Source organism: Streptomyces sp. NPDC047108 (assembly GCF_040643575.1).
GTDB lineage: Bacteria > Actinomycetota > Actinomycetes > Streptomycetales > Streptomycetaceae > Streptomyces.
This window is the reverse complement of record NZ_JBEYUP010000016.1, coordinates 23,469-49,642: the sequence shown is the minus strand read 5'-3', so window position 1 is coordinate 49,642 and position 26,174 is coordinate 23,469. Positions and strand designations below refer to the sequence as shown.

Genomic DNA, 26,174 nt, shown 5'->3' with positions numbered 1-26,174 from the left:
CTACGCCTCCGGGACGGTGGTGGCTTCTCCGGTGAGGGACGTCAACTGGGCGAGGTGGCCCGCCGCGGCGGCGGCTCCGCCCGCGGCGCGGAACGACGCGCCGATGCGCTCGGCCGCGGCCCGGTAGCCGGGCTCGTGGAGTACCGCGTCGAGCGCATCGCCGAGCTTCGGTGCGGTGACGCGGCCGAACCGGACGCGCACGCCCGCGCCGGCGTCGGCGACCTGGGCCGCGACGACCGGCTGGTCGTCGCGGATCGGCGCGACGACGAGGGGGACGCCGTTCCACAGCGCCTCGCAGACGGTGTTGTGGCCGGCGTGGCAGACGACGGCGTCGACCCGCCTCAGCAGCGGGAGTTGGGGCACGAACGGGAGGGTCAGTACGTCCTTGTCGTCCGGGACGGACGGTGAACCGCCGCTCGCGCCCGGCGGGCCGAGGGAGCCCGCGGGGTCCACGATCACCGTCTGGAGCCGGTCCGCCCTGCCGCGCGCCGCCTCCTGACACACCGCCAGGAAACGGTCGCCCGCGTCGACGTTGGCCGTGCCCAGCGTGACGAGCGCGGTGGGCCGCGCCGGGTCGATCCACTCCCAGGGGAAGTCGTGTCCGGCCGGCCGCCCGGCGACGGACGGGCCCACGAAGCGGATGCGGTCCCCCGCCACCACCGGCCGCCCCGAAAGCTCCTCGGTGGTGAACGCCAGCACCAGGTACGGCGAGAAGCGCGGGTCCGCCGTGGACGCAGGGTCGCCGATCCGCCCACGCAGCTCGGCGATGAGACCGTCGAGCCAGACGTCGACCTTGGGCATGCTGTCGAGCGCGCCGGTGAACTCGGCCGAGGTGGTGGCCGACGTGGCCCACCGCACGCCGAGGCGTTCGGCGATCAGCCCGCCGGCGACGGTCTGCTGGTCGGACACGATCACGTCGGGACGGAACGCCCCGACGGCGTCCTCCACGCCCGGCGCCATCTCCTCGGCCAGCGGGCCGAAGAACTGCTCCCAGAGGAACTTCAGCGCACGCGGTCCCCGTACGTCGGGCATGCGGACGGGCGTGCTCAGCCAGTGCCCACCGCTGGGGAAGATCTCGGCGTCCTCCCCCGCGAGCGGCCGGACGACCGCGGGGTCGCCGACCCACGCCACCGAGTGCCCCCGGGCGGCCAGTTCGGCCCCGACCCCGATGGTGGGGTTGATGTGCCCGACCAGCGGCGGCACGACGAACAGGAAGCGGCTCACCGGTCGGCCGCCTGCGCCAGTTCCCCGGGTGCGGCGTCCCCCGGTATCAGCGCCCCCTGAGCCGCGACGGGCCCGACGATCGCCGACAGGACATGGGGCAGGACGAGCGCCGGCGCATCGGCGAGCACCTCGTGGTTGTGGCCGGGGGCCAGGATGGTCCGCGTCTGCGGCAGCCGCGACTCCAGCCACTCCCGCTGCGTGGCGAGGGTGGACTCGGAGCCGTAGAGCGCGGACACCGGGCAGCGCACGGACCCGATCATCTCGTCGGTGAGCACACGGCTCTCGACGATGTCGGTGGCGAGGCTGGTGTTCTGGACCAGCCGGGCCCCCATCCTGGCCAGCCGGGCCTTCTGCGGGCCCAGGGTCTCGGTCACCCAGGCCAGCGTCTCGTCCTCGTGATCGCTGAGCGCGGGTACGGCCTGGTCCAGGAGCCAGGCGATCTCCGTCGACCAGGACGTCGTGGCCGGCTTCGACTCGATCAGGAAGACGCTCGCCGTCCGCTCGGGGTGGCGGAGCGCGTACTCGAAGGCCACGGTGCCGCCGAAGCAGTTGCCCACGAGGTGGAGCGGGCCGGTGATCTCCAGCCGGTCGATCAGGAGTTCCATGTCGTCGGCGAAGTTCTCCAGCCGGTAGCCGGTCGGCGGACGCTCGCTGCGGCCGTGGCCCCGGTGGTCGAACATCACCACGTCGACGCCCGCGGCGGCGAGAGGGGGAGCGATGGTGAAGTAGAAGTTCGCCAGACTGTCGTTGAGCAGTCCGTGCGTCAGGACCGCCGTGGCGACCGGTGGCCGGTCCTCCGGCGTCATCCGCTGCACGTGCAGCCGGACGCCCTCCCCGTCACCGGCCGTGTGGATCATCGCCATGCTCAGCATCCCTCCGCGGCGGCGAGGCGCTGGACGACGTACTCGACGAGGCGTCCGATGGTCAGGTCGATGAGCTCGTCGAGCTCCATACTGGCCACGAACACGGCGAAGTTGACCTGCCGCCCGTACCGTTCCTCGAGCTTGCCCGCCAGCGTGACGAGGTCGATGCTCTCCAGGTCCAGGTCCTCGGTGAAGCGGCTGTCCATGGTGATCTCGACGTCGTCGAGGCCCACATCGTCGAGGATGGCGCGGAGCATGCCGGCGATTTCGGCGAAGACGGTCCGCTCGTCGGCGACGGGGACCGCGGCCTGCTCACTGGTGGTCACGGTGGTTCTCCTTCTGTTCTTCCGTCGGGCCATGGGTCCAGGCCACGGCGTAGTCCCTGGCGGGCAGTCCCGGGGGGTTGGACGCCCTGGTGCTGTGCACCCGGTAGCTGCGCTGCCGGCCGGCGGGTGCGGGTGCCTCGACCGTGAGGCGTACGGGGGCCTGCGTGGCGCCCGCGATGGCCTTCGCCCCGGTCACGGCGAAGTCGCGGGGCCGTCCTCGCAGTCCGGTGCCCTCCGCCTTCGCGACGGCTTCCTTGGCCGCCCAGAAGGTGGTGGCCCACCGGGCCTGCGACTCCCCCGTCGTGGCGCTGAGTTCGGTGATGAGCCGCAGCTCTTCGGCGCCGAAGGCGACGGCGAGGGTGTGCTCGTCGCGGTCGACGACCTCCTCGATGTCGATGCCGACTCCGGTGCCGCCGTGCGCGGTGGCCGCCGGGTTCCGGCGTGTCACCAGGGCCACACCGCTCTCGGCCCGGTGGGCCAGGGAGAGTTCGAGGTCGGGGATGATCCGGCCGTTGACGCCGGTGACGTACGGCCGGCCGCTGTCGTCGTTGTGGATGCGGATCTCGGCGGGGAAGACGGGTCCTTCGCCGTGGTCCCACAGCCATTGCCGTACCGCGTCCTTGGCGGCGATCCGTCCCAGCAGCCACTGGCGGCGGCCGCGCGGCGCGTGGCTGTCGTAGCCGGTGCGCTCGGCACCGCCCAGGTGATTGCGCATGATCAGGTCGCGGGACGCGAGGTCCGACCAGGGTTCGTGGACGAGGACCCAGCCGCCCGGCTGCGGGCGGGAGAGCGTGTTGCGCTCGGGGAAGCGCTCCACGGGACGGGTCTCCACGTTGTTGTCGAACCGGCGGTCCTGCCAGCCTTTCAGCTCGGCCCACACCGTGCCGTCGGCGACGAGCTGGACATCGGCCTCCAGGACGGTGTCGGTCAGCGAGACGATCCGCACCAGGCACTCCAGCTCCGTGCCGGCCCGCGGATGCGGTCCGAAGAAGCGCATCGTGCGGACGCCGACCGGGAAGACCACGGTCCGCTCCGTACGCGTGGCCATGATCCAGTAGCCGAGGAGCTGGCCGACGTTGTCGAGGAGGGCGCCGGGCGCGGGCGGGGTGGTGATCCTGCCTCGTACGTGCGACTCGCCGATCGCGGTGATGTCCGTGACGCCCTGGAACGCCGGTCCGTGGAACATCCAGCGCTCGGCGTAGAGCTGGGCCGCCGCGTGGGCGGGGGCGCGCTCGACGGCCGCGTCGGTGACCCACGGCTCGGGTCCCGCCGGGTACCGGTCCGCGACCTGGACGGTGGCGCGGGCGCTGCGGCCGAAGCCGACGGCGAACCGGCCGGTGCCGTCCGCGGACGGCGTCGTGGTGACCACGACGTCCGTCGGCGGCACGGCGGCCACCCACTGCTCGAAGCGGGCGCCGGACACGGCGACGGCGCGCTGCCCGGGAGCGGCGTTCTCGGCCGCGTCCATGAGGTGCTGGACGATCGTGGTGGCGGGGACCACCGGCCAGCGGTCCTCCTCGTCGGGCCAGTCGGGGCGTTGCGGGTAGAAGCAGTGGTCCCGCAGGTACGGCATGGCCTCGGTGGAGACGTGCAGTACGGTCCGCCTCTCGCCCGCGGGCGCCGTCTCCGGGCCGGGGGACGCCGGCCCCTGGGCCGCCCGTGCGGGCGCGGAGGCGCGCGCGGACGGGAACGGCAGCACGTTCGGACGGGGCTGCGCCGGCGGCTGCGGGGGGCGGCCCGCGGCACGGGCCCCTGCGTGGAGGAGTTCGGCCGCGGTGTCGGCCGTCTCCCGCAGCAGCGCGCCCAGTTCGGCCGCGAGCGGGGACTGCGCGGCCACCGCGTCGAGCTTCGCCGTGACACGGTCCGGGGACTCCGCGGAGGCACCGCCGCTCGGTGCCAGCTCGCGGCGGAGTTCCGCGGCGGTCCCCGCGTCCAGGGAGACCAGGGCCCCTCCGAGGTCGAGCTTGACGGGCTTCACCTGCGGGCGCGCGACCGACGCCGCGGCCCGTACGGCGGGCCGCAGCAGGACCGGGTCCACCGGCAGGCCCTCGGCCCACAACGCCGTTGCGGTGCGCCGCAGTTGGGCCAGGCCGTCGCGGTGCGGGGCGTTGGCGGCGACCACGAGGTGGTCCCGGTCGTGGAGGGTGTCGCCGATCAGTGAGGCGAGCTGGCCGGTGCCGACCTGAACGAACGCGCGGAATCCGTCCGCGTACATCGCCTCGGTCAACTGCCGGAAGCGTACGGGCTCCAGCAGGTGACGGACGAACAGCTCGCGCACCCCCGCCTCGTCCGGCGGATACGGCGAGGCCGTCGTCCCGGACCAGACGGGGACGACCGGAGCGTGGATCTCGAATCCGGCCGCTCCCGCCTCCAGCGGCCCGAGGTAGGGGGCGAGCATCGGGGTGTGGAACCCGGACTGGAACGGGAGCACCTGGGCGATCACGCCCTCGTCGCGCATGGACCGCACGAACTCCTCGATGTCGGCCTCCGGTCCGCAGACCATCGACTGGCGCGGGGCGTTGTCGTGCGAGAGCACGATCCGGCCGTCCCCGCGCTCCGTGAGGGCGGCCAGGACGCGTTCCGCGGAGGTGCCGAGGACGGCGAAGGCGACACCCGGCACGCGCAGCGAGTCCGGGTCGAAGTCGTCGAGGAAGGCGTCGACCGCGGCCCCGGAGTGGATGCCGCCCGCGGCCATCGCCGTCCACTCGCCCACGCTGTGCCCGGCGACCGCGTCGGGGACGATCCCCATACGCCGCAGGGCGGCGTCGAGGAGGCGTCCGACGGCGAAGACCCCGGTGCCGTGACGGCCGATGTCACCGACCTCGGCCTCGGCATGGGAGGGCCGGAGCGCCGTGGCGTCGAGGCCGAAGTGCTCGGCCACGCCCTCGATCCTCGGATCGAACTCGCCCTCCAGGCCCGGGAAGACGAAGGCCAGCTTCCCGTGGCGGCCCCCGTCACGACGCGAGCCGTCACCGAGCAACGGCTCGGGCGCGAACCAGACGTCGTTGCGGCCGCGCCACGGGCGGCCCTTGGCGACGGCGCGCCGGGCGAGCGCGAGGCGCTTGGCCGTGGGGTCGACGATGCCGAGCCTGCTGCGGCCGGGCCCGGCGGGCCTGGTGGAGGCCGCGCCGAGGACGGCGGATTCCTCCGCCGCGAGCAACGCGCTAAGTTCCTCCGGCGATCCGGCCGAGAGGGTCAGGACCCGCTCGGGCTCGGTCACCGCCGCGCGCGGCGCGGGCGCGCCCGCCGGGCGACGGGATGCCGCGGTGGGCGCTTCCTCCAGCACGACATGGGCGTTGATGCCGCCGAACCCGAACGCGTTGACACCGGCCCGGCGTACGGGCGCTCCGGGGCCGGTCTCCCACGGCGCGGCGGTGTCCAGCGTACGGAAACGGGTCCGCGCCAGTTCCGGGTGCGGGTCGTCGCAGTGCAGGGTCGGCAGCAGCGTGCCGTGGTGGACGGCGAGGGCGGCCTTGACCAGGGACGCCACTCCGGCGGCGGGCATGGTGTGGCCGATCATCGACTTCACCGAGCCGATGACCGCGCGGCCGCGCCCGCCGTCGCCGTCCAGGACGTCACCGGCAACGCCGCCGGGGCCGAACACCTCGGCCAGCGTGGCGAGTTCGGCCGCGTCGCCGGCCGGGGTCGCGGTGCCGTGCGCCTCGAGGAGTCCGATCGCCCCGGCTTCGCGCGGGTCGAGCCCGGCCCGGCGCCACGCCTCCCGTACGGCCCGGGTCTGGCCGGCGGGGTCCGGGTTGGCCAGGCCCGCGGTACGGCCGTCGCTGGCGACTCCGGTGCCGCGGATCACGGCGTAGACGCGGTCGCCGTCGCGCTGCGCGTCGGCCAGCCGCTTGAGCACCACGACCCCGGTGCCCTCGCCGATCAGGATGCCGTCGGCGTCCCGGTGGAAGGGCCGGATGCGCTGGCTCGGGGAGAGCGCGCCGAGCTGGGAGAAGACGCTCCACAGCGTGATGTCGTGGCAGTGGTGCACGCCGCCGGTGAGCATCACGTCGCACCGGCCCGAGGACAGCTCCGCGACCGCGTGGTCGACGGCCACGAGCGAGGACGCGCACGCGGCGTCCACCGTGTAGGCAGGGCCGCGGAGATCGAGCCGGTTGGCCACCCGTGACGCGGCGAGGTTGGGCACCAGACCGATGGCGGCCTCGGGGTGGTGCGGGCCGAGCCGGTCGATGAACGCGGCGTGCACGCGCTCCAGTTGCTCGTCCCCCAGGTTCGGCATCAACTCGCCCAGGGTACGGACCAGTTGGCGCGCGGTCCGGACTCGCTGGTCGAGCCGTACGAGCCCGGGCGTGAGATAGCCGCCACGCCCGAGCACCACGCCCACCCGCTGCCGGTCGGGCAGCCGGTCCTCGCCGCCCGCGTCCTCGATGGCCGCGGCGGCCACCTTCAGCGCGAGCAGCTGGTCGGGCTCGGCGCCCGACACCGAGGCGGGCATGATCCCGAACCGGGTGACCTCCGCCTCGGCGAACTCGTCGACGAATCCGCCCCGCCGGCAGTAGACCCGGTCGGGCGCTCCCGCCGCTCCCGTGCTCTCCGGGTGGTAGTACTCGCTGTCCCACCGCCCGTCGGGGACGTCGGTGATCGCGTCCGTGCGGTTGTGCAGATTGCGCCAGTAGGTGTCGAGGTCCGGGGCCCCGGGCAGCAGGACCGCCATCCCCACGATGGCGACCGGGGCCATCGGGCCCGCTGGTCCGTCCGGCGCGGCGTCGTCGCGTGCCACGGTCACCAGCCCGACGCGGTGTAGACGACGGACCCGGACGGCTCGTCGCCCCAGGCGAGTTCACGGAGCAGCGCGAGGGTGCCTTCCTCGGGGTCGATGAGGTCGATGCCGCGCCGCGCGTACTCGCGCCCGAGCTCGGGGCTGACCATGCCGCCGTGGGTGGCGGAGGGGGCCCAGGGTCCCCAGTGCACGGTCAGGGCCCGGCGGCCCGTACGGCTCGCCCAGTGCGCGCCGAGGTCGTCCAGCGCGTCGTTGGCGGCGGCGTAGTCGGCCTGGCCGCGGTTGCCGAGGACGGCGGATATGGATCCGAAGAGGACGACGAAGGAGGGTCCCGCGGGCAGTTCGCCGAGCGCGTCCAGCAGGGCGCTCGCGCCGTCGACCTTCGTTGCGAAGACCCGCTGGAAGGACTCGGGGGTCTTCTCCTCGATGAGCCGGTCCTCGATGACCCCGGCCGCGTAGACGACGCCGTCGAGCCGTCCGTGGTGGGCGTGGATCTCCTTGACGGTCTGGAGTACGGCGTCGGTCTCCCGGAAGTCGACCGAGCGGTACCGCACCTCGCTGCCGAGCTTCCTCAACTCCGCGATCGTCTCGGCCACTTCGCGCTGCGCCAGGATCCGGGAGGTCTCGCGCTGGATCTCTGCCGGGGTGCTGCCGCCGCGGGCGGCGAGGGCCGCGCGCAGGGCGGCGGGGTCGCGGGCCTCGGCGATCGCCGGGTCCTCGGGGCCGGCGGGCTCCGGGGTACGGCCCAGCAGTTCGATCCGGCACCGGGAGGCGGCCGCGAGCGTGGACGCGAACCGCGCGGTGATGCCGCGCGCGCCGCCGACGAGGACGACCACGGACTCGCGGTCGAGCCCCATCGCGGCGGCCTCGGCCGCACCGTCGCCGGCGGGGCCGGCACCGGAGACGGCGAGGGAGCCGAGCGGGGTCTCCACCAGTTCAAGTCCCGAGCGTCCTTCGGCGGTTCGCAGAACGACCGGGGCGTCCCCGGCGGCGAGCAGTTCGCCGATGAGAGCGTCGGCGACCGCGGCGGGATCCGCATCGGAGCCGCCGTCCGCGGCGTCACCCGGGGCGACGTCCACCAGGCGCGCCACGGTCAGCGGGTACTCCCGGGCGACCGTACGGAACAGCCCGGCAAGTCCCGCGCCGCGCACGCCGTCAGCGTCGGCGCGGCGGGCGGCCAGCAGCCACTGCGGGGACCGCCGCAGCGCGGCACGGATCGCCGGAAAGGCCTCCGGGAGCACGGGAGTTCCGCTGCCGGTCAGCGGGTCGAGCAGGATGACGCCGTCGACGCGACCGTCGTCGAAGGTGAGGAGATGCCCGGCGTCGAAGGTGACCGCGTCCGCGCCGTGCTCGGCGAGGCGGGCGGTGACGGCCTCGGCGGTGCCGCCGCCCTGGCCCAGGAGCGCGAAGCGGGTGCCGGACAGCGCGTTGGCGGTGCCGGGTCCCGGCGCGGGGAGGGGTACGGGGGTCATGCGGAGCCGCTTCGGGGCCACGCCGCGTACGGCGGGGTCCGGCGGATCGTTCGCGTCCGGCCGGCCGGAGGGGCTCGGCGCCCGCTCCTCGGCGGCCCGCGCCGGCGCCTCCTCGGGGGTCGGCTGCGGGGACGGGGACTCCGGCGCGGCTGATGTGTCCGCGTCCCCCGCGTCCCCCACGTCCTCCGACGCGGCGAGGCGCGCGGTCAGCCAGGCGGTGACGGCCGCGGTGGTACGCGCCCTGGCGAGGTCCTCCAGCTCGTCGTCGCCCAGGGCCGCCGCGCCTCCGCCGCCCACGCCCAGCCGCTTGGCCAGTTCGCCCGCGATCTCGGCGCGCTTGATGGAGTCGATGCTGAGGTCGGCCTCCAGATCGAGATCGGGCTCGATCATGTCGAGGGGATAGCCGGTGCGTTCACTGATGATCTCGGAGACCACGCGCAGCACGTCGTCCGCGGTGACGGTCTCGGACGCGGGTGCCGCGGCGGGGACCGGCTCCGGCGCGGCGGGTACCTCGGGCAACGGCGCGAGGACGTCGGCCGCGCCCGGGATCGCCGGGGCCGTCGCGACGGACTCCCCGGCCAGGACGGGCCCGGCGGGCGACGCCGGTGAGACCGGTGAGGCGAACTGCACGCCCGGCGCGACCCCGAGGTGCGCCAGCAGCACGTCGCGCTGCGCGGCGATCATCTCCCTGCTGCTGCGCAGGAATTCGGCGATCAGGGCCTCTCTGTCGGAGGGGGTGGTGCCCCCTGCCTGGCCGTTGCCGGTCATCGTCATGTCCCCGATCGGTCGGGCCGGTGCCAGGGCACCGGGCAGGAGTTCGCCGGCCGCGGTGCGGACGAGCTGGCCGTCCACCGTCCAACCGGGTCGTTTCGGTGGTGCGGTGCGGCCGGCCTCCACGGCGTCGCGACCGCGGAACATCCAGCCGGTGCGGACCGGCAGTCCGGCGACGGCCAGTCGGGCCAGCGCGTCGAGGAAGGAGCACACCCCGCCGTCGCGCCGGCGCCCCTCGAAGGCGACCGTGCGGTGCGGCCGGTCGCCGAGGATCGAGCCGACCAGCTTCGTCAGCACGGTGCCCGGCCCGGCCTCGACGAAGACTCGCGCCCCCGCCGCGTACATGGCCTCGATCTGCTCCACGAAGCGGACGGGCGCCTCGATCTGGGCGGCGAGTTCGGCGCGTACGGCCTCCGGCTCCGCACCGTGGACGTCCGCGGTGCGGTTGGCCCAGACGGGGAACTCGGGGGCCCGTACGGGCCGTCCGGCCAGCGCGTCGGCGAACCGGTCCCCCGCACCCGCGAGCAGCGGGCTGTGGAAGGCGCAGGCGACGGGGATGCGCTTGGCTCCGTATCCGGCGTCGCGCAGGAGCCGTACGGCCTCGTCGACCGCGTCCGCGTGCCCGGAGAGCACGGTCTGGCGGGGGGCGTTGTGGTTGGCGACGACGGCCCGCTCCGCGAGCCCGTGCCGGCGCAGTATCTCCTCGACGGCGTCGGATCCGGTGGTCACGGCGGCCATGGCGCCGCGCTCGTCTCCGTTGGCCTCGAGGATCGCGTTCGCGCGCTCGGCGCTCAGCTCCAGCAGGGCGCGCGGGGTGAGGGAGCCGGCCGCGCAGAGCGCGACCAGTTCGCCGTAGCTGTGCCCGGCGGCCATGTCGGGCCGTACGCCGGCGGCGGTCAGCAGGGCGTACGCGGAGAGGCCCGCGATGCCGAGCGCCGGCTGCGCGACGCGGGTGTCGGTGATCCGGTCCCGCTGCTCGGCCCGGCCGGCTTCGTCGAAGGCGGTGGGCGGGTGGAGCACGTCGGCGTAGGAGCGGCCGAGTTCGAGGTAGCGGTGGAGCTCGGGGAAGGCGACGAAGAGGTCCGCGAACATGCCGGGCCGCTGGCTGCCCTGGCCCGGGAAGAGGAACGCCACCTGCCCCGGGTCCGGGGACGGCTCCTCCTCGTGCACATGGATGCCGGACGCGGCGTCGTGCTCGCCCGCGAGCACCCGGCGGAGCTGCCCGGCGAGGCCGTCCAGGTCCTCGGCGACGATCGCCACCCGTACGGGATCGTGACCGGCGTCGGCGCGGCGGGCGGAGGCGAGGGCGAGGTCGCGCAGGCGCCAGGGGCGTCCCGCGGTGTCGTTCGTCTCCGTGAGCCGCAGCGTCTCCTCGACGCGGCGCAGGGCCGCCGCGTGGTCGGTGCCGCGGAAGGTGAACAGTTCGGCGGGCCAGGCGTCGAGCGCGGTGGCGGGCGGCGGGCCGCTGTCGTGGGCCGCCAGCACCACATGGAAGTTGGTGCCGCCGAAGCCGAACGCGCTGACGCCGGCGACGCGTTGCTCGGCCGGTGCCGCCCAGGGTCGGGCCTCGCTGTGGAAGACGAACGGGCTGCTGGTGGCCTTCCATGCGTCGTTGGGCTGCTTCATGTGCAGGGTCGGCGGCTTCACGCCGGTGTGCAGGGCCAGGACGCTCTTGATCATGCCGGCCAGTCCTGCGGCGCACTTGGTGTGCCCGATCTGGGACTTGACGGATCCGAGGGCACAGCTGCCCTGTTCGGCCCCGGCGCGCGTGAACAGCTCGCTGAGCACGGTCAGTTCGGTGCGGTCGCCGACGACCGTACCGGTCCCGTGCGCCTCGACCAGGCCGACGCCGGAGGGCGAGATCCGGGCGTTGCGGTAGGCGCGTTCGAGCGCGGCCCGCTGGCCCTCGGGGCGGGGTGCGGTCAGGCCCAGGGAGCGGCCGTCGCTGGAGCTGCCCAGGCCCTTGATCACGCCGTAGACGCGGTCCCCGTCCCGTTCGGCGTCCTCCAGGCGCTTGAGGACGAGGCAGGCGACGCCCTCGCCGAGCGCGATGCCATCGGCCGAGCTGTCGAAGGCGCGGGACCGGCCGGTCGGGGAGAGGGCGTGCACCGAGGAGAACAGCACGTAGTCGTTGATGCCGTTGTGCAGGTCCGCGCCGCCGCACAGGACGATGTCGCTGGTCCCGGCGGTGAGTTCCTTGCACGCGACGTCGACGGCGGCGAGCGAGGAGGCGCAGGCCGCGTCGACCGTGTAGTTGGCGCCGCCGAGGTCGAGCCGGTTGGCGATCCGGCCGGAGATGACGTTGGCGAGCATGCCGGGGAAGGAGTCCTCGGTCAGCCGCGGCAGCTGGCCGGCCAGCTCCTCCGGGACGGTGCTCATGTAGGCGGGCAGGACCGCGCGCAGCGTCTGGGCGTTGGAGAGGTCGCTGCCGGCCTCGGCGCCGAAGACGACGGAGGTGCGGGACCGGTCGAAGGCGCGTCCGGCGCCGTCGCCGTACCCGGCGTCCTCCAGGGCGCGGCGGGCCGCTTCGAGGGCGAGGAGCTGGACGGGCTCGATGCTGCCGAGGGAGGCCGGCGGGATGCCGTACCGCAGGGCGTCGAACGGGATCGGGGGCAGGAATCCGCCCCACTTGGAGGCCGTGGCGCGCTCGGCCGCCTCGCCGTCGCCGGAGGCGTCCCGCTCGTAGTGGATCGCCGGGTCCCAGCGGTCGGCGGGCACCTCGGTCACGGCGTCGGCGCCGGAGAGGACATTGGCCCAGAACGAGGCGAGGTCGGGGGCCTGAGGGAACATGCAGGACATGCCGACGACGGCGATGTCCAGCGGCTCGGGCGCCTCGGGCCCGGCGTATCGTTCCGCCTCGCTCTCCCCCAGGCGGCGCAGGACATCGGCGCGGCGCCCGTCCAGGAAGTCCGCGGCGTCGGAGGAGACCGAGCGGTGGAGGTCGGCGATCGTGGTGGTGGCCGAGCGGAGCACGGCGACCTCCCCGGCCATGAACATGCCGTCGGTGAGCTGGCGTTCCTCCCCGACGGGCAGCAGCGCGCCGCCCTCGCCGCGCTCGATCCCCTTACTCGCGATCCGCAGGCGGCCGACGTTGAGGCGCTCCAGCTCCTCCCACATCTGCCGGTTGGGGACGCCCTGACCTTCCAGGGTCCGCTTGAGGCCGGCGAAGTTCTCCGCGAAGGGGCTGGCCACGGCGCGCGTGGCATGGCCCGGGGCGGTCTCCAGGAGGACGGTCCGCCGCGAGGCCACGACCTGCCGCTGGAAGAGCGGCTGCACCGCGCCGCGCCCGACCGCCTCCTCGGTGAAGAGGTACGCGGTGCCCATCAGGACACCGACGGAACCGCCCCGCCGGGTCAGCGGGGCGGCGAGCGCGGCGACGACCGCGGAGGAGCGTTCGTCGTGGACCCCACCGGCGAAGAGGACCTCGACGCGGCCGGTCTCCGTGTCCCCGGTCTCGTCCAGGAAGTCCTCGATCACGGCCAGTTGGGCCTCCCAGAGCGCGAAGCTGCTCCGCGGGCCGACGTGGCCGCCGCACTCGGACCCTTCGAGGACGAACCGGCGGGAGCCCGCCTCCAGGAACTGGCGCAGCAGACCCGGCGAGGGCACGTGCAGGAAGGTGGTAATGCCGTCCTTCTCCAGCGCCTCGGCCTGGGACGGTCGTCCGCCCGCGATGATCGCGTGGGTGGGCCGGAGTTCGCGTACGGCTTCGAGCTGGGCGCCGCGGATCTCCTCGGGCGCGAAGCCGAGGACGCCGACGCCCCACGGCCGTCCTTCCAGCGCCGTACGGGCCTCCTCCAGCATCTCGCGGGCCCGCTCACGGTCGGCCAGTGCCAGCGCGATGAAGGGCAGCCCGCCCTCGCCGGCGACAGCGGAGGCGAAGTCGGCGCGGTCGCTGACGCGGGTCATCGGGCCCTGCGCGACGGGCAGCGGGGTGCCGAGGGTCCGGCTCATCGCCGATCCGGGGCGCAGGGCCCCGGCGGCCTCCTCGTCGCGTACGGCGTCCCGTACGGCATCGGCCACGGCGCGTACGGCTCCGCGGACGTCCCGGTACCGTGCCGCGAAACGCGCGGCCAGGAACCCGTCCTGCCCGACCGGCAGCAGCCGGGTGCGCAGGTCGTGGACGCCGAGGCGGGCGGCGACGGCGGCCGGGTCGGTGCTCGCGTCCGCGGACGACTGGCCGCGGCGGTGCAGCACCCGGTGGCCTCCGACGACGACGGTCTCGGAGCCGTCCATGGAGCGGATCGCGGACGCCGCCTCCTCCGGCAGGCCGGATTCGGCGAGCAGGGCGAGCTGGGTGTCCAGGACGACACCGGCCGCCCCGCCGGCCACGGCACCGGCGGCCGTGTACGGCCCGATGCCGCCGCAGGCCCAGACCGGCACCGAAACGGAGGGCTCGGCGAGCAGTTGCTGGAGCAGCACGAAGGTGCTGAGTTCGCCGACGCGCCCGCCGCTCTCGCTGCCGCGGGCGATCAGGCCGTGCGCCCCGGCGTGGACGGCGGCCAGGGCCTGGCGGAGGTCGATCACCTCGGCCAGCACCCGGTGGTCCGCGGCGACTTGGTCGACCGACCAGGGCGAGTCGGGACCGAGGACGACCGTGTCCGGGCCGGTGCCCTCGGGAACGACCAGGTCGGCGGGGGTGAGGCGGCATCCGGCCGCCACGCGGACGCCGTAGCGTGCGCCTCCTGCCCAGCGATCGGTGTCGGCCAATGCCTCCCGCGCGCGGCGTCCCCCCGTACCGAGATCGAGAACTCCCAGACCTCCGGCTCTGCTGACCGCCGATGCGAGGCGTGGATCCGGTTCTCTGAAGGGGCTGATGCCTATGACGATGTCGTCTACGCGCGCAGCAGCGGACGTCATGTGTGCTCCGGGGGGGCTTTGGTGACGCATTGGGGGGTGTAGGTGGCGCAAGAGCGGAAATTCGTGCAGCACCGGGATCACAGAGTTCTGATCGCTGGATGGGCGTTCGAATTCAGGGCGCCTGCTGAAGCTAGCGAGAGCGATGCGAACAGTCAACCCACGAGTAGCCGTTCACACACGAGAAGGAGTAGGTAAGACTCACGCGCCACCAGGGCCGTCCCGTGTACTCGCACAGAATCCTGCGGAGACGCGGTACGACAGCCACCCGCGGGGAAACTCATGATTGCCCGAACGTTTCACCATGGACGCCTGTGATGACAACTGCGTGAATCCGCTATTCGCTGTCACTTCACTCCAGGTGTTCACAAGCCGAAACCCCGAAAGGATCACGGCAGGCCCGGTAATTCCTCCGCGCAAACCCGCCACCGAGCACCGAATGGCGTTCTGTTGCGATCATGTGTCACCGGCTGAAACAGAAATGCCAGGGCCGCGTCTTCGCGCGGCCGTGAACCGATTCACCGTGGCGGGTTCCTTCCGGGATGCGGCAGTGTGCCCGGAAGTACGGAGCACGTCCGGTCCTCGTTCACCGGCGGTGCGCGCTGCGCTGTCCCGCATGATGCGAGGTCGTGGCCGGTTTGCGTATCCGCCGCATGGCCGAGATCAGGGCCCGGCCGTGGAGATGCACGGCCGGAATCCGCGAGGGGATCCCGGCCGCAAACGGAGGCGTCCTCCGTCAGCCGGTGATGCTCTGCGCGAAGTGGAAGAAGTTCTTCGGGTCGTATCGGCGCTTCACCTCGGCCAGCCGCGGATAGTTGGCGCCGTAGTACGCGCGCCGCCAGTCCCGCAGGCCGGGATCGATGAAGTTCTGGTACGCCTGCCCGTTCCCGTACGCGTCCAGCGCGCGGCTCAGCTCCCGGAGCCAGCGGAGGTTCTCCGCGACGCGTGCGGCGTCGTCCTCCCGCGCCCATGTCGTCTCGGCCGCCAGCAGGAAGCGGGCGGTGCGGTGGACGAACGCGGTCTCGCGCGGCCCGACTTCGCCGATGGCGCCGCCCCACGCGAACAGGGCGATGCCGGCGCCGTCCGGGTTGGAGCTGCCGGGCCACGCGTCGATCGCGTCCATGAACGTGCCGACCCCCTGACCGGGGAGCGGCTGGTCCAGATAGGCCGAGGTCACGGCGTACCGGTCGCTCGGGACACTGTGGTAGAGGAAGTCCTTGGCCTGCCAGAACGTGCGGCCCTGGATCAGCACGCGCTCCGGCCGGGCGGCACTCAGGACCGGTGCGAGCAGATCCCGCAGGTCGTCCTCCGTCCCGAAGAACTGCCCGATGGCCGACACCTTCCGGTTGGCCGCGATCTCCGCACGGGTCCGGCCGGCGCTGCCGCCGCCGATGCGGCAGGAGAGCGCGTTCGGGGCCCGCAGCACCAGGGCCTGGACGGCCGCGAACGCCGCGGGCACGTCCTGCCAGGCCCAGTCGAGCTGGTAGACCGCCACCCGGTCCACCGGCGTCGTGCGGAAGGTGAACGCGGTGTTGACCCCGAAGTTCCCTCCGCCGCCGCCCCGGCAGGCCCAGAACAGATCGGCGTGCTGCTTCTCGTCGCACACCAGGGCGTTGCCCGCCGCCGTGACCACGGTGGTCCGCTCCAGGGCGTCGGCCGTCAGGCCCAGCTCGCGGGAGCTGAAGCCGAAACCGCCGCCCAGCGTCAGCCCGCTGATGCCGACGGTCGGGCAGCGTCCCGCGGAGACGGCCCGGCCGTGCGGCTGGAGAGCGGTGTAGATGCCGCTGTTCCGTGCGCCCGCGCCCACGGTGACCGTGCCGGTCTCGCGGTCGGGCCGCACCGCGTTCAACTGGCCCAGATCCACCAGCAGTCCACGGGTGGCGGAGTAACCGCCGTAGCTGTGCCCGCCCGAGCGGGCGACCAGGTGGGTGCCGGTCCGCTGCGCCCAGAGGATCGCGGTCCGCACGTCGCGGCCGGTGTGGCAGACGACGACTCCCGCGGGGCGCCGGGCGTCGTAGCGGAGGTTCTGCGGGTGGCCCCACTCGCCGTACCCGTCGTCCTCGGGGCGGATCAGCGTCCCGTCGAGCCTGCGGGCCAGGTCCTCCCACGCGACGTCCGGCAGCGTGGCGCCGCGCGGCGCGGCATGGACCAGCCCGCCGAACCCGGCGAAGGGTGGTGCGGCCACCGCCGCCGTGACGGCGGTGGCCGCACCACCCCGGAGAAGCCCTCGTCTGCTGACCGCCGTCATCGCACACCCACTTCATGAGCGCCGTGTTCCCTGGCGGTGTGCAGTCTGGCGGCGGCTCCGGGCGGGCCCGCGGTCCAGCGCACCGAACCGCGGGGCCGTCACCCCTTCGTGGAGACCTTGCCCCTGAGCGGTGCAACGTCCGGCCGATGATCCGATCGCCTCCTCCGCAACAGGACGAGATGGACGCCGAGCATCACCACGCCCGTGACCACGGCGCTGTGCCACAGCAGCGCGTCCAGCCGGTCCGCCGCCAGATACGCACCGGCCGCCACCGCCGCCACGGCGCAGACCGCCCGGTCCACGATGCTCTCGATCGACAGCAGCGTGGCCCTCGGCGCCTCGCGCGGAATCGCGTCGTTGATCAGCTTCCGCTGGATCGGGTACGCGAAGCCGGTGGCCCCGGCGAACACACACAGCAGCACCACGACGGAGACCGCACCGCCGAACGCGATGGCCGCCAGGGCCCCGGCCATCACCACGCTGAGCAACGAGACCAGGTTCACCGCGCCGAGGCGCCGGCCCATCCACTGGGGGCGGGCCGAGGCGATGGCCTCGGCGACCGTCATCGCGGCGAGGATCCCGCCGTGCGAGGTCTCGGGGACGCCCTCGGCCATGAGGATCGGCTGGAAGAGGTTCACCTGGCAGATCCGGGACAGGGTGAAGACCGCCACGCCCTGCACCATGACCAGCGCCAGCCACGGCGTGGTGCACGCCCAGCGCACCGCGGTCCGCGCCTCCTTCCAGATCTCGCCGCCCCCCTTCCCCGGCAGCCGGCCGGGCCGGGAGACCAGGCGCGGCAGCGCCAGGACGCAGCCCAGCGACGCGGCCGCGCTGGCGGCGCTCAGCAGATACGGCGCCGGGTGGGCCAGGGCCATCAACGGGCCGACCAGCGGCCAGCAGACGACCTTCGCCGCGAGACCCAGCGCCCGCGAGGTGCCCTCGGCCCGCAGGTAGTGCTCGCCCGCGCCGTGGACGTGCAGCGCGTCGTAGAGGTACGCGCTGGCCGCTCCCGAGGTGAGCGAGCGCCCCGCCGCGATGAGCAGGAAGTGGACGAGGAAGCCGCCGTAGTCCGGCGAGAACACCGGGGTGAGATTGGCCGCGGTCATCACCACGGCGCCGATCCGCAGGCAGTTGCGGGCCCCGATGCGGTCGGCCACGAGACCGGTGGGGATCTCGAAGAGGCAGAACGCCACGTAGTAGATGGACTGGATGCCGAAGATCTCGGCGTCCGACAGCCCCGCCTCGCGCTGGTAGGCGTAGAAGACCGGCATCCACCACAACAGGTTGAACAGCAGCTGGAACCCGTTGTTGAGCGCGATGATCCGCCGCGCCGGTGCCGGGACGTCGCTCCGTGCCGACGTCCCGCCGCGTCCCGGAAGCCGCCCGCTCACAGCGCGTACGGGCGGATCTGGACGAGGCGGAAGCCGCCCTCGTCCGTCATCAGCCACTCGATGTCCAGCGGCCCGCCGTCGGCCCCGCTGAAGTGGGACTGCAACAGCCGCCCGGTCAGGGCGAGATCGGCCAGCCGGTCACGGGCTTCCGCGGGAAGGTCCTCGGAGGCGGAGCCGAGTCCGACCGTACGGCCGCCGCCCTCCACCGTGTTGTAGAGGTACTGCAGCGGCAGGACCGCGCCCTCGACCACCTTCTCCGGGGAATCCGGCGCGCAGTTGAGGTAGACGTTGCGGAAGTCTTCGCGCTGGGTGGGGTTGCAGGTCACCAGCACGCCGCCGAGGGCGGCGGGCGTGTACCGCTGGATGATGACGCCCATGTAGGTGTCGTCCACGGAGATCCCGGCCTGGCGGCGCAGATGGACGCTGCGCGGGGTGAGCAGCGAGGCCCACACCTGGCGTACGGCGTCCAGGAGTTCGTCCGTACCGGAGACGGACGTGACCGAGTCGTACACGCCGGCCGCGGAGAAGCCGGGCAGGTCCTCGGCGTTGGAGGAGGACCGCACCACCAGGCGTCCGCCCGGGTTCAGATGGCTGGGGAAGGCCTGGACGATCTGGCGCGTGACCTCCTCGGGCATGGGGGTGTTGCGGATCAGGTTCTGCAGGTGCAGGCAGAGCGGGTCCACGATGTCGGTGGCCTCCAGCTCCAGGGCCATCTTCAGCTTGCCGATGGCCTGCTGGATGGGCGGCGAGGAGGTGAGGAAGCGGTGCTGGAGGGAGAACGGCAGCGCCACGCCCTCGGGTGCCGTGACGGTCCCGGCCACGAAGTCCGCCGCGGCCCTGCGGAGGGTGTCCGCGTCCTGGTCCGGGACGCCGAGGCGGGCGGCGAGATGACCGTAGAGATCCTGCCGGGGCGGGCGGGGACGGCCGTAGAAGGCGGTGAGGTCGGCGCTGCGGCTGTCGAGGACGTGGTGGAGCTCGCCGAGGTTCGCGGCCTTGGTGCCGTACCGGTCGTGATCGGTGCGGCGCAGCCGGTCCAGGGCCAGGGCCGGCGCGTCCTCCAGCAGGGGCGGTTCGAGGAGGACGCGCTGCTGGTGCCAGGAGGGGGCCTCCAGCGGGGGCGGGCTGCTGAGCCGGGTCAGCGATATGCCGTCCTCGCGCACCCGGTAGCGGACCCAGGCGCCGTCGAGGTCCTCGGGCTCCACGAGTCCGGCGAGGTCACGGACGATCGCGTTGGGTATGCCCCATCCCGAGGCCAGCACGTTGGTGTGCGAAAGCGGCGTGATCGGGGCGGCGTTGATGAAGCCGGCGACGCGCGGCACGTCGTCGGGGACGCAGTCCATGGCGACGATGTCGGACCAGCCGAGCGCCGCCGCTGCCTCCCGGTACTCCTCCGCGGAGCGGAAGTAGCGCAGCCGGCCCACGGCCTCGCCCGGGTTGAGCGGCGTCCGCGTGCGGTTGCCGAAGAGCTGGTGGCTGAGGATCCGCGGCACCCGGACGTCGCTGACGGCCGTCAGCTCCTGTTCCTGGCGGTGGTTGGCGGGCTTGAGGAGCAACGGCAGCCGCCCGTCGAGCCGTTCGCGGACGAAGGTGTAGAACTCCTCCAGCAGCGCACCGTGCATGGTGTCGGCCTCGGTCGTCTCCAGGACGAGGAAGGGCCGGTCGTCGTTCTCGGGGTCGGTGTGCAGCGAGAGGATGCCCAGCAGGAACCGGCGCTCGGGGGCGGTGTAGACGGAGGCGTTGAACGCGTCCAGCCGGGCGTCGAGTTCGCCCAGGTCCATGCCGAGGATCGTCACGGCGATGTAGTTGACGTGGAACGGGTGGACGGCGGTGTCCAGCAGGTGCCAGGTCGACTGCTCGCGGTCCACGACGACCTTGAGGTACGGGTGCCCGGCCAGGACGCCGGAGAGCCGCCGGAACATGGGCAGCGACAGGTTCTCGCCGATGACCGTGGAGTCGACCCCGGCGTCGGCGGGCCCTGTGTGTGCGCGCAGCGCCGTCATCGCCGGACCCCCTCGGTGCACTCGGCGGCCGGGAGGACCCGGGGCATGGCGTCGACCAGCGACTCGAAGTCCCGTACGACAGTGACCGGGTCGACCGCGTTCAGCAGGCAGAGGGCGGCCATGGTGTTGGCACCGGCGGCCGGGTCGTAGACGGGCACGGGCGTGCCGTCGGTCAGGGAGTGCTCGCTCACGACCGACAGCCGGCTGCCGTCGCTGACCAGGGAGGGCCAGTCCACCGCGGGGAAGTCCCACAACCTGCGGTCGGGCCATGGCTCGCCGTGGGAGTCGACGGCGAGCACCACGAGCGAACCGGCGGCGCCGCGGGAGTCCTCGCGGGTGAGGATGGAGTCCGGCCAGTCGACCGTACGGCCCAGCAGATGCTCGACGAGCATGCCGACGAGGTCGAGGCCGAAGACCTCCTCGATCTGCGGCACCGTCATGGCCCCGCCGAACCGGGCGGCGGTCTCGATGACCCACATCTCGCCGTCCTGGCCGAGCTTGATCTCGGTGTGCGTACCGCAGTTCTCCAGTCCGAGGGTGTCCACCGCGGCGCGGGACAGCTCGACGATCCGGTCCTCCACGGCACGCGGCAGCGCGACGGGGGTGATGCTCGCGCGCTCGGTGAACGGGGCGACGGTCGGGAGCCGTCCGCTCAGGCATATCGGATGGTAGACGCCGTCGGCCACGATGCCTTCGACGCTGACGTAGTCGCCCCAGCCCTGCTCGGTGAACCAGCCCTCGGGCGTGCCCACGACGATCTCCTCGACGAGGAAGTCCTCGCCCGCGTCGGGCACATGGAGTTCGGCGTACCCGAGTTGCTGGGACTCCGCCATGACCCGTCGCGCCCGCTGCCAGGCGGCGTCCATCTCCTCCGGCGCCGAAATGATCTGATGGGCCGTCGAACCGGCGCTCCAGGCCGCCTTGAGGAGCATCGGGAAGGGTATGGTGCGCGCCGCCTCCTCCAGGTCGTCGGCCGTGACGACATGGCGGAAGCGCGGCTGCGGCACCCCGCGCAGTTCCCAGGTCCTGCGCATCAGCCGCTTGTCGCGGGCGAGGACGGAGTTCTCGCCCGCCCCGGGGAGACCCAGCTCCCGGCAGGCGGCGGCGACCGCGACGACGGCGTACTCCGACAGCGTCGTCACGGCGTCGGCGGACACGGCCCGGGCGCGTTCCACGATGAGTTCGACGAGGTCCTGTTTCCCTTGCGGGGAGGGAAAGGTGACGGATGCGCACAGCCGCGCGCAGGCGTCCTTGGAGGAGGGCGGGGGTTCGCTCAGGGCGAGGAGGTGCACCTCTGCCTGTGCGGCGGCCTTGGACAGGGCGTACTCCAACGGCGGCCCGCCTTTGGCGTAGACGAACAGCACGATGCTCATGGGAATCCGACTCCTTGGTCCGGTGGACGACAGGTCGGCGGTCCGGAGGACGTCCGGACCACTGCGCATCGCCGGGAACGACGTCCGCGAAGGGCGTATCCGGGACACGCATCCGCGAAGCCCGTCCGCTCCGCCGACTACTCAAGAGAATCAGTCGGCAACAGCCTGTGGTTGCAGGGAACATGACGGACACTCAGGCAAATGCCTGAATGGGGGCGAGCTGGAGCGTTCGGTTCCGGTCCGCTGCCATGGTGACGCGGCAGGCGCCGGCGGCCGCCCCTGCGAGGTGATTCGGCCCGCCTTCGGCCCGCCTGACGTGGCGTGATGTGGCCAGGCCCCGGTGACCGGAGCGCTTGGACAGGAATAGTTTGGAAACCATGGAGATGACATGCCTCGGCACCGGCGACGACCCGCATCACAAGGAGGCGCTCCCGTGGACGAGATGAGCCTCGGCACGCTGCTGGCGGAGATGCCCGTGGCCTGGTGGGAAGCGGGCCCGGACATGCGGCTCATCGACAGCGGGGGCGGTGCGCTCGAGGACGCGGAGGCCGCCCAGCAGCTCCTGGACAGCCTGCGGAGCGAATGCGCAACGCTTCGCGGGAGCGAAGTCGGGCGCTGGCAGACCCAGTTCCGCGGTCGGGTCTTCGACGTGACGGCGAGCCCGCAGCGGCGCGCCGACGGCAGCCTCGCGGGACTGCGGGGCCTGGCCATCGACGTCACCGGGCACGCCACCGACCACCGGCGCTACGACGCGTTCGCCGCCTTCGCCCCCGCGGCGGCCTTCATCCGGGACCGGAACGGCCGCTATCTGTGGGTCAACCACGCGTACGCACACCTCTACGACACCACGCCGGACGCCATCGTCGGCCGCACCGTCTCCGACCTCGACTCGCCGGAGGACGCCGCGCTGTTCCTCGCGATGGACCGCGAAGTGCTGTCCGCGGGCAAGCCCGTCCGGCACAGCCTCACCTATCACCACCCCGACGGCAGTCCCGGCCAGGCCGTCGGCCACCGCTTCCCCGTCAAGGAGGAGTCCGGTGCCTGCGTGGCGGGCATCTATGCCGACATCACGGACTACACCCGCACGTTGAGCGAGCGCATCGCCGTCGAAGCGGACCTCCAGGCCCTCCGGGACCAGAGCGGGCTGCCCTGCGTCCTGCTGTCCGCGGGCGGCCGGATACGGCAGGCCAGCACGGCGGCCGCCGACCTCCTGCACGTCACCGTTCCCGACCTCATCGGGCGGCCCGCCCACACCTTCCTCGCCGCCGAGGGCGATCTCGGCTCGCTGCACAGCCGCTGGAACGACCTCATCGCGCGTCGCAGACGCCGTATCCGCACCAGCGCGGCGTTCATCGACGCGCGTGGATTCCAGTGGCGCGGCAAGCTGCTCCTCACGCCGGTCGGCCGCACCCCGTCACGCGCCCGCAGGGTCTGGGCCGTGCTCACCCACCAGAGCCTGCCGCACCAGCCGCTGCCCCCGCTCACCCCGGCGCAGATACGTATCCTCTCGCTGTTGGCGGCCGGGCAGAGCAACGCGGAGATCGCCGCGTCCCTCCATCTGTCCCGGCAGACCGTGGACTACCACCTCAGCCGTCTCCGGGACCTGCTGGGCGCACCGACACGGCCTGCGCTCATCAGCCGCGCCTACGTACTGGGCATCCTCGACCCGCAGGCGTGGCCGCCGCGTTCGGCCACCGCGCACCACCGCCTCAGCCCGGCCTGAGGGCGCCGCTCGTGCGGCCTGAGGGCGCCGCTCGTGCGGCGGGAGTTCGGCGCCGGGGCGGGTACGGGGGCGCCGGTGGAGGGGCGCCGGTGGGGGCGCTTCGCAGTGAGGTGGCGCGGCGCTCAGGGCATGCGAGCGGCCGGGGCGAAGATCCCCTCGGGGTCGTAGGTCGCGCGTGTGTGGTCCACCCGCTTCTCGTGCGGCCCGTAGACGGCGTCGACCAGTTCCTCGGCGTCCTCGCCGAGCCCGGCGAAGTTGATGTACGCGCCTCCGCTGGCGTACGGCCTCATCGCCTCCCATGCGGAGCGCGCCCAGCCGATGGCGGTGGCGTCGACGGCCGGGTCGCTCCAGCCGGCGTCGAAGCTGACGTTGAAGCGGGCCGACCGGTGGGCGAACGCCGTGTCGTCCTCCGGGACCCGGGCCACGGCGCCGCCGAGCGTCCTGAAGACGATCAGGGACTGCGGGGTCGGCCGCCGCGCGTCGCTCTCCAGCACGGCCCTGATGGCGTCGTCGGACAGCTCCTCAGCGAAGTGGGACTTCATGAAGTACCGCTCGCCGTCCGGGAACATGGGGTCCTGCGCGCTCTGCACCATGACGTACGGCATCGGCCCGCTCAGGTCGGCCAGCGGCGGGGCGAGCTGCCGCAGCGGCGCCAGGGCCGCGTCCGCCTCGGGACCCTGGGGTCCGGCGTGGACGCCGACGACGAAGACGACCTTCCGGCCGTGCAGTTCCGCAGGGAGGGCCGGGTCCGGCGGGACGCTCCAGAGAGCGAGTTCCGGGGAGACCGACTCCGGGGACGCCAGGGCGGCGTCGCGCCAGTTCTTCACGACGGTCTCGGCGTTCTCGTACGGGTAGATGACCTGCGCCGTGGCGACCTCGGGGCCCAGCGGGTGCAGATCGAACTCGAAGGACGTGACCACACCGAGGCCGCGGCCCCCGCCGCGGGCCGCCCAGAACAGGTCCGGCTCCCGGTCGTGACTCGCCGTACGCACCATGCCGTCGGCGGTGACGATCTCGAGGGACCGGAGGTTGTCGCAGCTCAGACCGTAGGCACGCATCAGCACGCCCATACCGCCGCCGAGGGTGAGCCCGGCGACGCCGGTGATCGACACCTCACCGCCTGGTGTGGCGAGCCCGAAGAGCTGTGCCTCGCGGTCGAGTTCGCCCCAGGTCACCCCGGCCTGCACGCGGGCGGTCCGGGCGAAGGGGTCGATGTGCACGCCCTTCATCCGCGACAGATCGATGACCAGCCCGTCGTCGCACACGCCGCTGCCCGCCACCTGGTGCCCGCCTCCGCGAACGGCGACGACGGGGCGCTGCTCGCGTGCGACGGTCACCGCCTCCACGACATCGGCGGTGCCCGCGCACCTTGCGATCACCGCGGGGTGCCGGTCGATCACGCCGTTCCACACACGACGGGCCCCGTCGTACGCGGGGTGCTCGCGATCGATGGTCTCGCCGCGCAGCGCCGAGCGGAGGCGTTCCGCCAGCGCCCGCTCGTCGATGACCGGCGGTGTTGCGGGGGATGTGTCCGGCATGGCGTCACCTCGTGCGCAGGTCGGGCGGCGGCGCGACTCGCCGCCACCGGCCCCCTTCTCTCCACGCTAGGCGGGCGGGGTGGGGCCCGCATGCGGGAGGCGCACCGCGGGGAACGGAGCCGGGGCGCGACCCGTGGCTCAGAACATCCCGTGGGGGTTGGTGGAGTCGGCGGGGATCGGCTGCAGCACGTCCCAGTGCTCGACGATCTTGCCGTGGTCGTCGAAGCGGAAGATGTCGATACCGGCGTACTCCTGGTCCGGCCAGATCTGGTGGCAGTGGAGGACGACGTACCGGCCCTCGGCGACGGCGCGCTTGAACTCCACGCGTTTTCCGGGGAATTCGGCGGCCATGCGCTCGAAGTAGTCGACGAAATCCCCTCGGCCGTCCTTACCGAGCGGATTGTGCTGAACATAGGTGTCGCCGACGTAGGTGTCATAGGCTTGCGCGGGCTTGCACGCATTGAACAACAGGTCGTAGAAGGCCTGCGCCGAGGCTTTGTTCCGTTCGAGATCGTTGTCGCTCATGACAACCACCGTACGCATTCCCTTTCTGCGACTGAAGTGTCCGGGAGACTCCTGCGCACCCTCCGGGCCGTGTCGGTTCGTGACCATGCACCCACGGACCGGAGCCGTCAGGACCGGCCCGTCCTCGGCGGGACGGGCCGACCGCGGGCGACGTCGCGGAAGGCGGCCGGGGTCCGCCCGGTGTGCTTGTGGAAGTACTTGCTGAAGTTGGTGGCGCTGGAGAAGCCGAGCTGCGCCGCGATCCGGGCCGCGGACAGCTCGCTGTGGGCGAGCATGCGCTTGGCCTCCAGGACCACCCTGCGGTCGATGAACTCCTTCGCCCCGACGCCGGCGGCGGCGAGCGTGGCCCGGGAGAGCGTGCGGGAGGAGTACCCGAGCGCCTGCGCGTAGTCCTCCAGGCGGCGGCTGCCGGCGAAGCCCCGCTCCACCGCGTCGCGGAACCGCGCGTACGCCGTGCCGGGTTCGGGCGCCGCACCTCCGGACGGCCCGGTGAGGTGCGCGAGGCGCAGGACGACCGCGGCCAGGAGGTGGCGCATCACCGCCACGTGGACGTCGACCGGCATCCGCAGGGCCGCGTGGAACTCGCGGTCCAGGAGGCCGGCCGCGGCGCGCAGCGCGTCCTCCTCGTCGCCGTGCGGTGTCCGTACGACCGGGGCGTACGGCTCGTCGAGGCGCGCGGCTGCCGCGGTGGCGGGGTCGGGGAAGTCCCGCTCGAAGAGGATGAGCGTGCCCTCGGCGCGCGAGGGGTCCCCCCACTGGTGGACCTGCCCGGGCCGCACCCAGAGCCACGATCCGGGTTCGAGTGTGTACCCGGTGAAGTCGACGGTGTGCCCGAGGGATCCGCCGGTGAGCGTGACCAGGACGTGGAAGTCGTGCCGGCTGGGCCCGGCGAGCTGTTCGGGCCGGGCGCGGTCACGGAGATCGGCGAGTGAGAGGACCTCGACCCCGGCGGGGGTGCCGACGGGAGGGGTGAACGCCAACTCGGGGATCATCGCTCCCCCTCCTGTCGGATTTTGACCATCACATGTCCCCAGCGTATCCGGTCCGGCGAGGGCGTCGCGGCTAGCCTGGACGCGGGAGCGAGGGACCGGAGAAAGGCCCGGGCAAGGAGCCGGAAAGCGCCGT

General features: G+C 73.2%; 13 protein-coding genes. 1 reads left to right on the top strand and 12 read right to left on the bottom strand.

Annotated features, from left to right (window positions below; all coding sequences use genetic code 11):
- The 9 genes from ABZ822_RS25300 to ABZ822_RS25260 all read right to left on the bottom strand — a co-directional run bounded on the left by ABZ822_RS25300 (position 1) and on the right by ABZ822_RS25260 (position 21,263).
- On the bottom strand, positions 1-1,224 hold the full coding sequence (locus ABZ822_RS25300) for a glycosyltransferase (RefSeq protein ID WP_360858557.1): 1,224 nt from the start codon (positions 1,222-1,224) through the stop codon (positions 1-3).
- Positions 1,221-2,087 (bottom strand): alpha/beta hydrolase, encoded by an 867-nt coding sequence (locus ABZ822_RS25295; RefSeq protein ID WP_360858554.1) that lies wholly within the window; start codon positions 2,085-2,087, stop codon positions 1,221-1,223. The genes ABZ822_RS25300 and ABZ822_RS25295 overlap by 4 nt, the downstream gene beginning before the upstream one ends.
- 2 nt (positions 2,088-2,089) lie before the next feature.
- A complete protein-coding gene (locus ABZ822_RS25290) occupies positions 2,090-2,344 on the bottom strand; it encodes a phosphopantetheine-binding protein (protein ID WP_360858773.1) in 255 nt (84 codons plus the stop codon).
- 55 nt (positions 2,345-2,399) lie between these two features.
- Complete coding sequence (locus ABZ822_RS25285; protein ID WP_360858770.1) at positions 2,400-7,112, bottom strand: beta-ketoacyl synthase N-terminal-like domain-containing protein; 4,713 nt, start codon at positions 7,110-7,112, stop codon at positions 2,400-2,402.
- 44 nt (positions 7,113-7,156) lie between these two features.
- Positions 7,157-14,254, bottom strand: a complete 7,098-nt coding sequence (locus tag ABZ822_RS25280; RefSeq protein WP_360858551.1) for an SDR family NAD(P)-dependent oxidoreductase — start codon at positions 14,252-14,254, stop codon at positions 7,157-7,159.
- A 733-nt stretch (positions 14,255-14,987) separates the two neighbouring features.
- The gene (locus ABZ822_RS25275) at positions 14,988-16,436 is read right to left on the bottom strand and encodes an FAD-binding oxidoreductase (RefSeq protein ID WP_360858548.1); all 1,449 of its coding nucleotides are present in this window, start codon (positions 16,434-16,436) and stop codon (positions 14,988-14,990) included.
- A gap of 161 nt (positions 16,437-16,597) precedes the next feature.
- The gene (locus tag ABZ822_RS25270; protein WP_360858545.1) at positions 16,598-17,890 is read right to left on the bottom strand and encodes an MFS transporter; all 1,293 of its coding nucleotides are present in this window, start codon (positions 17,888-17,890) and stop codon (positions 16,598-16,600) included.
- Positions 17,887-19,890 carry a PEP/pyruvate-binding domain-containing protein gene (locus ABZ822_RS25265; RefSeq protein ID WP_360858542.1) on the bottom strand — a complete coding sequence of 668 codons (2,004 nt, stop codon included), beginning with the start codon at positions 19,888-19,890 and terminating at the stop codon, positions 17,887-17,889. Before ABZ822_RS25265 ends, ABZ822_RS25270 begins: the two co-directional genes overlap by 4 nt.
- Positions 19,887-21,263, bottom strand: a complete 1,377-nt coding sequence (locus ABZ822_RS25260; protein ID WP_360858539.1) for an ATP-grasp domain-containing protein — start codon at positions 21,261-21,263, stop codon at positions 19,887-19,889. The genes ABZ822_RS25265 and ABZ822_RS25260 overlap by 4 nt, the downstream gene beginning before the upstream one ends.
- 442 nt (positions 21,264-21,705) lie before the next feature.
- Here ABZ822_RS25260 and ABZ822_RS25255 point away from each other — a divergent pair, with 442 nt between their 5' ends.
- Positions 21,706-22,986 (top strand): helix-turn-helix transcriptional regulator, encoded by a 1,281-nt coding sequence (locus ABZ822_RS25255; RefSeq protein WP_360858767.1) that lies wholly within the window; start codon positions 21,706-21,708, stop codon positions 22,984-22,986.
- Positions 22,987-23,108: 122 nt separating this feature from the next.
- Here ABZ822_RS25255 and ABZ822_RS25250 read toward each other — a convergent pair whose 3' ends face one another.
- From ABZ822_RS25250 to ABZ822_RS25240, 3 genes are all read right to left on the bottom strand, one after another.
- Positions 23,109-24,524 (bottom strand): FAD-binding oxidoreductase, encoded by a 1,416-nt coding sequence (locus ABZ822_RS25250; RefSeq protein WP_360858536.1) that lies wholly within the window; start codon positions 24,522-24,524, stop codon positions 23,109-23,111.
- 138 nt (positions 24,525-24,662) lie between these two features.
- Positions 24,663-25,049 carry a nuclear transport factor 2 family protein gene (locus tag ABZ822_RS25245; protein WP_360858533.1) on the bottom strand — a complete coding sequence of 129 codons (387 nt, stop codon included), beginning with the start codon at positions 25,047-25,049 and terminating at the stop codon, positions 24,663-24,665.
- 107 nt (positions 25,050-25,156) lie between these two features.
- Positions 25,157-26,041: an AraC family transcriptional regulator gene (locus ABZ822_RS25240; RefSeq protein WP_360858530.1), complete on the bottom strand. Its 885-nt coding sequence runs from the start codon at positions 26,039-26,041 to the stop codon at positions 25,157-25,159.
- Positions 26,042-26,174 lie beyond the last annotated feature (133 nt).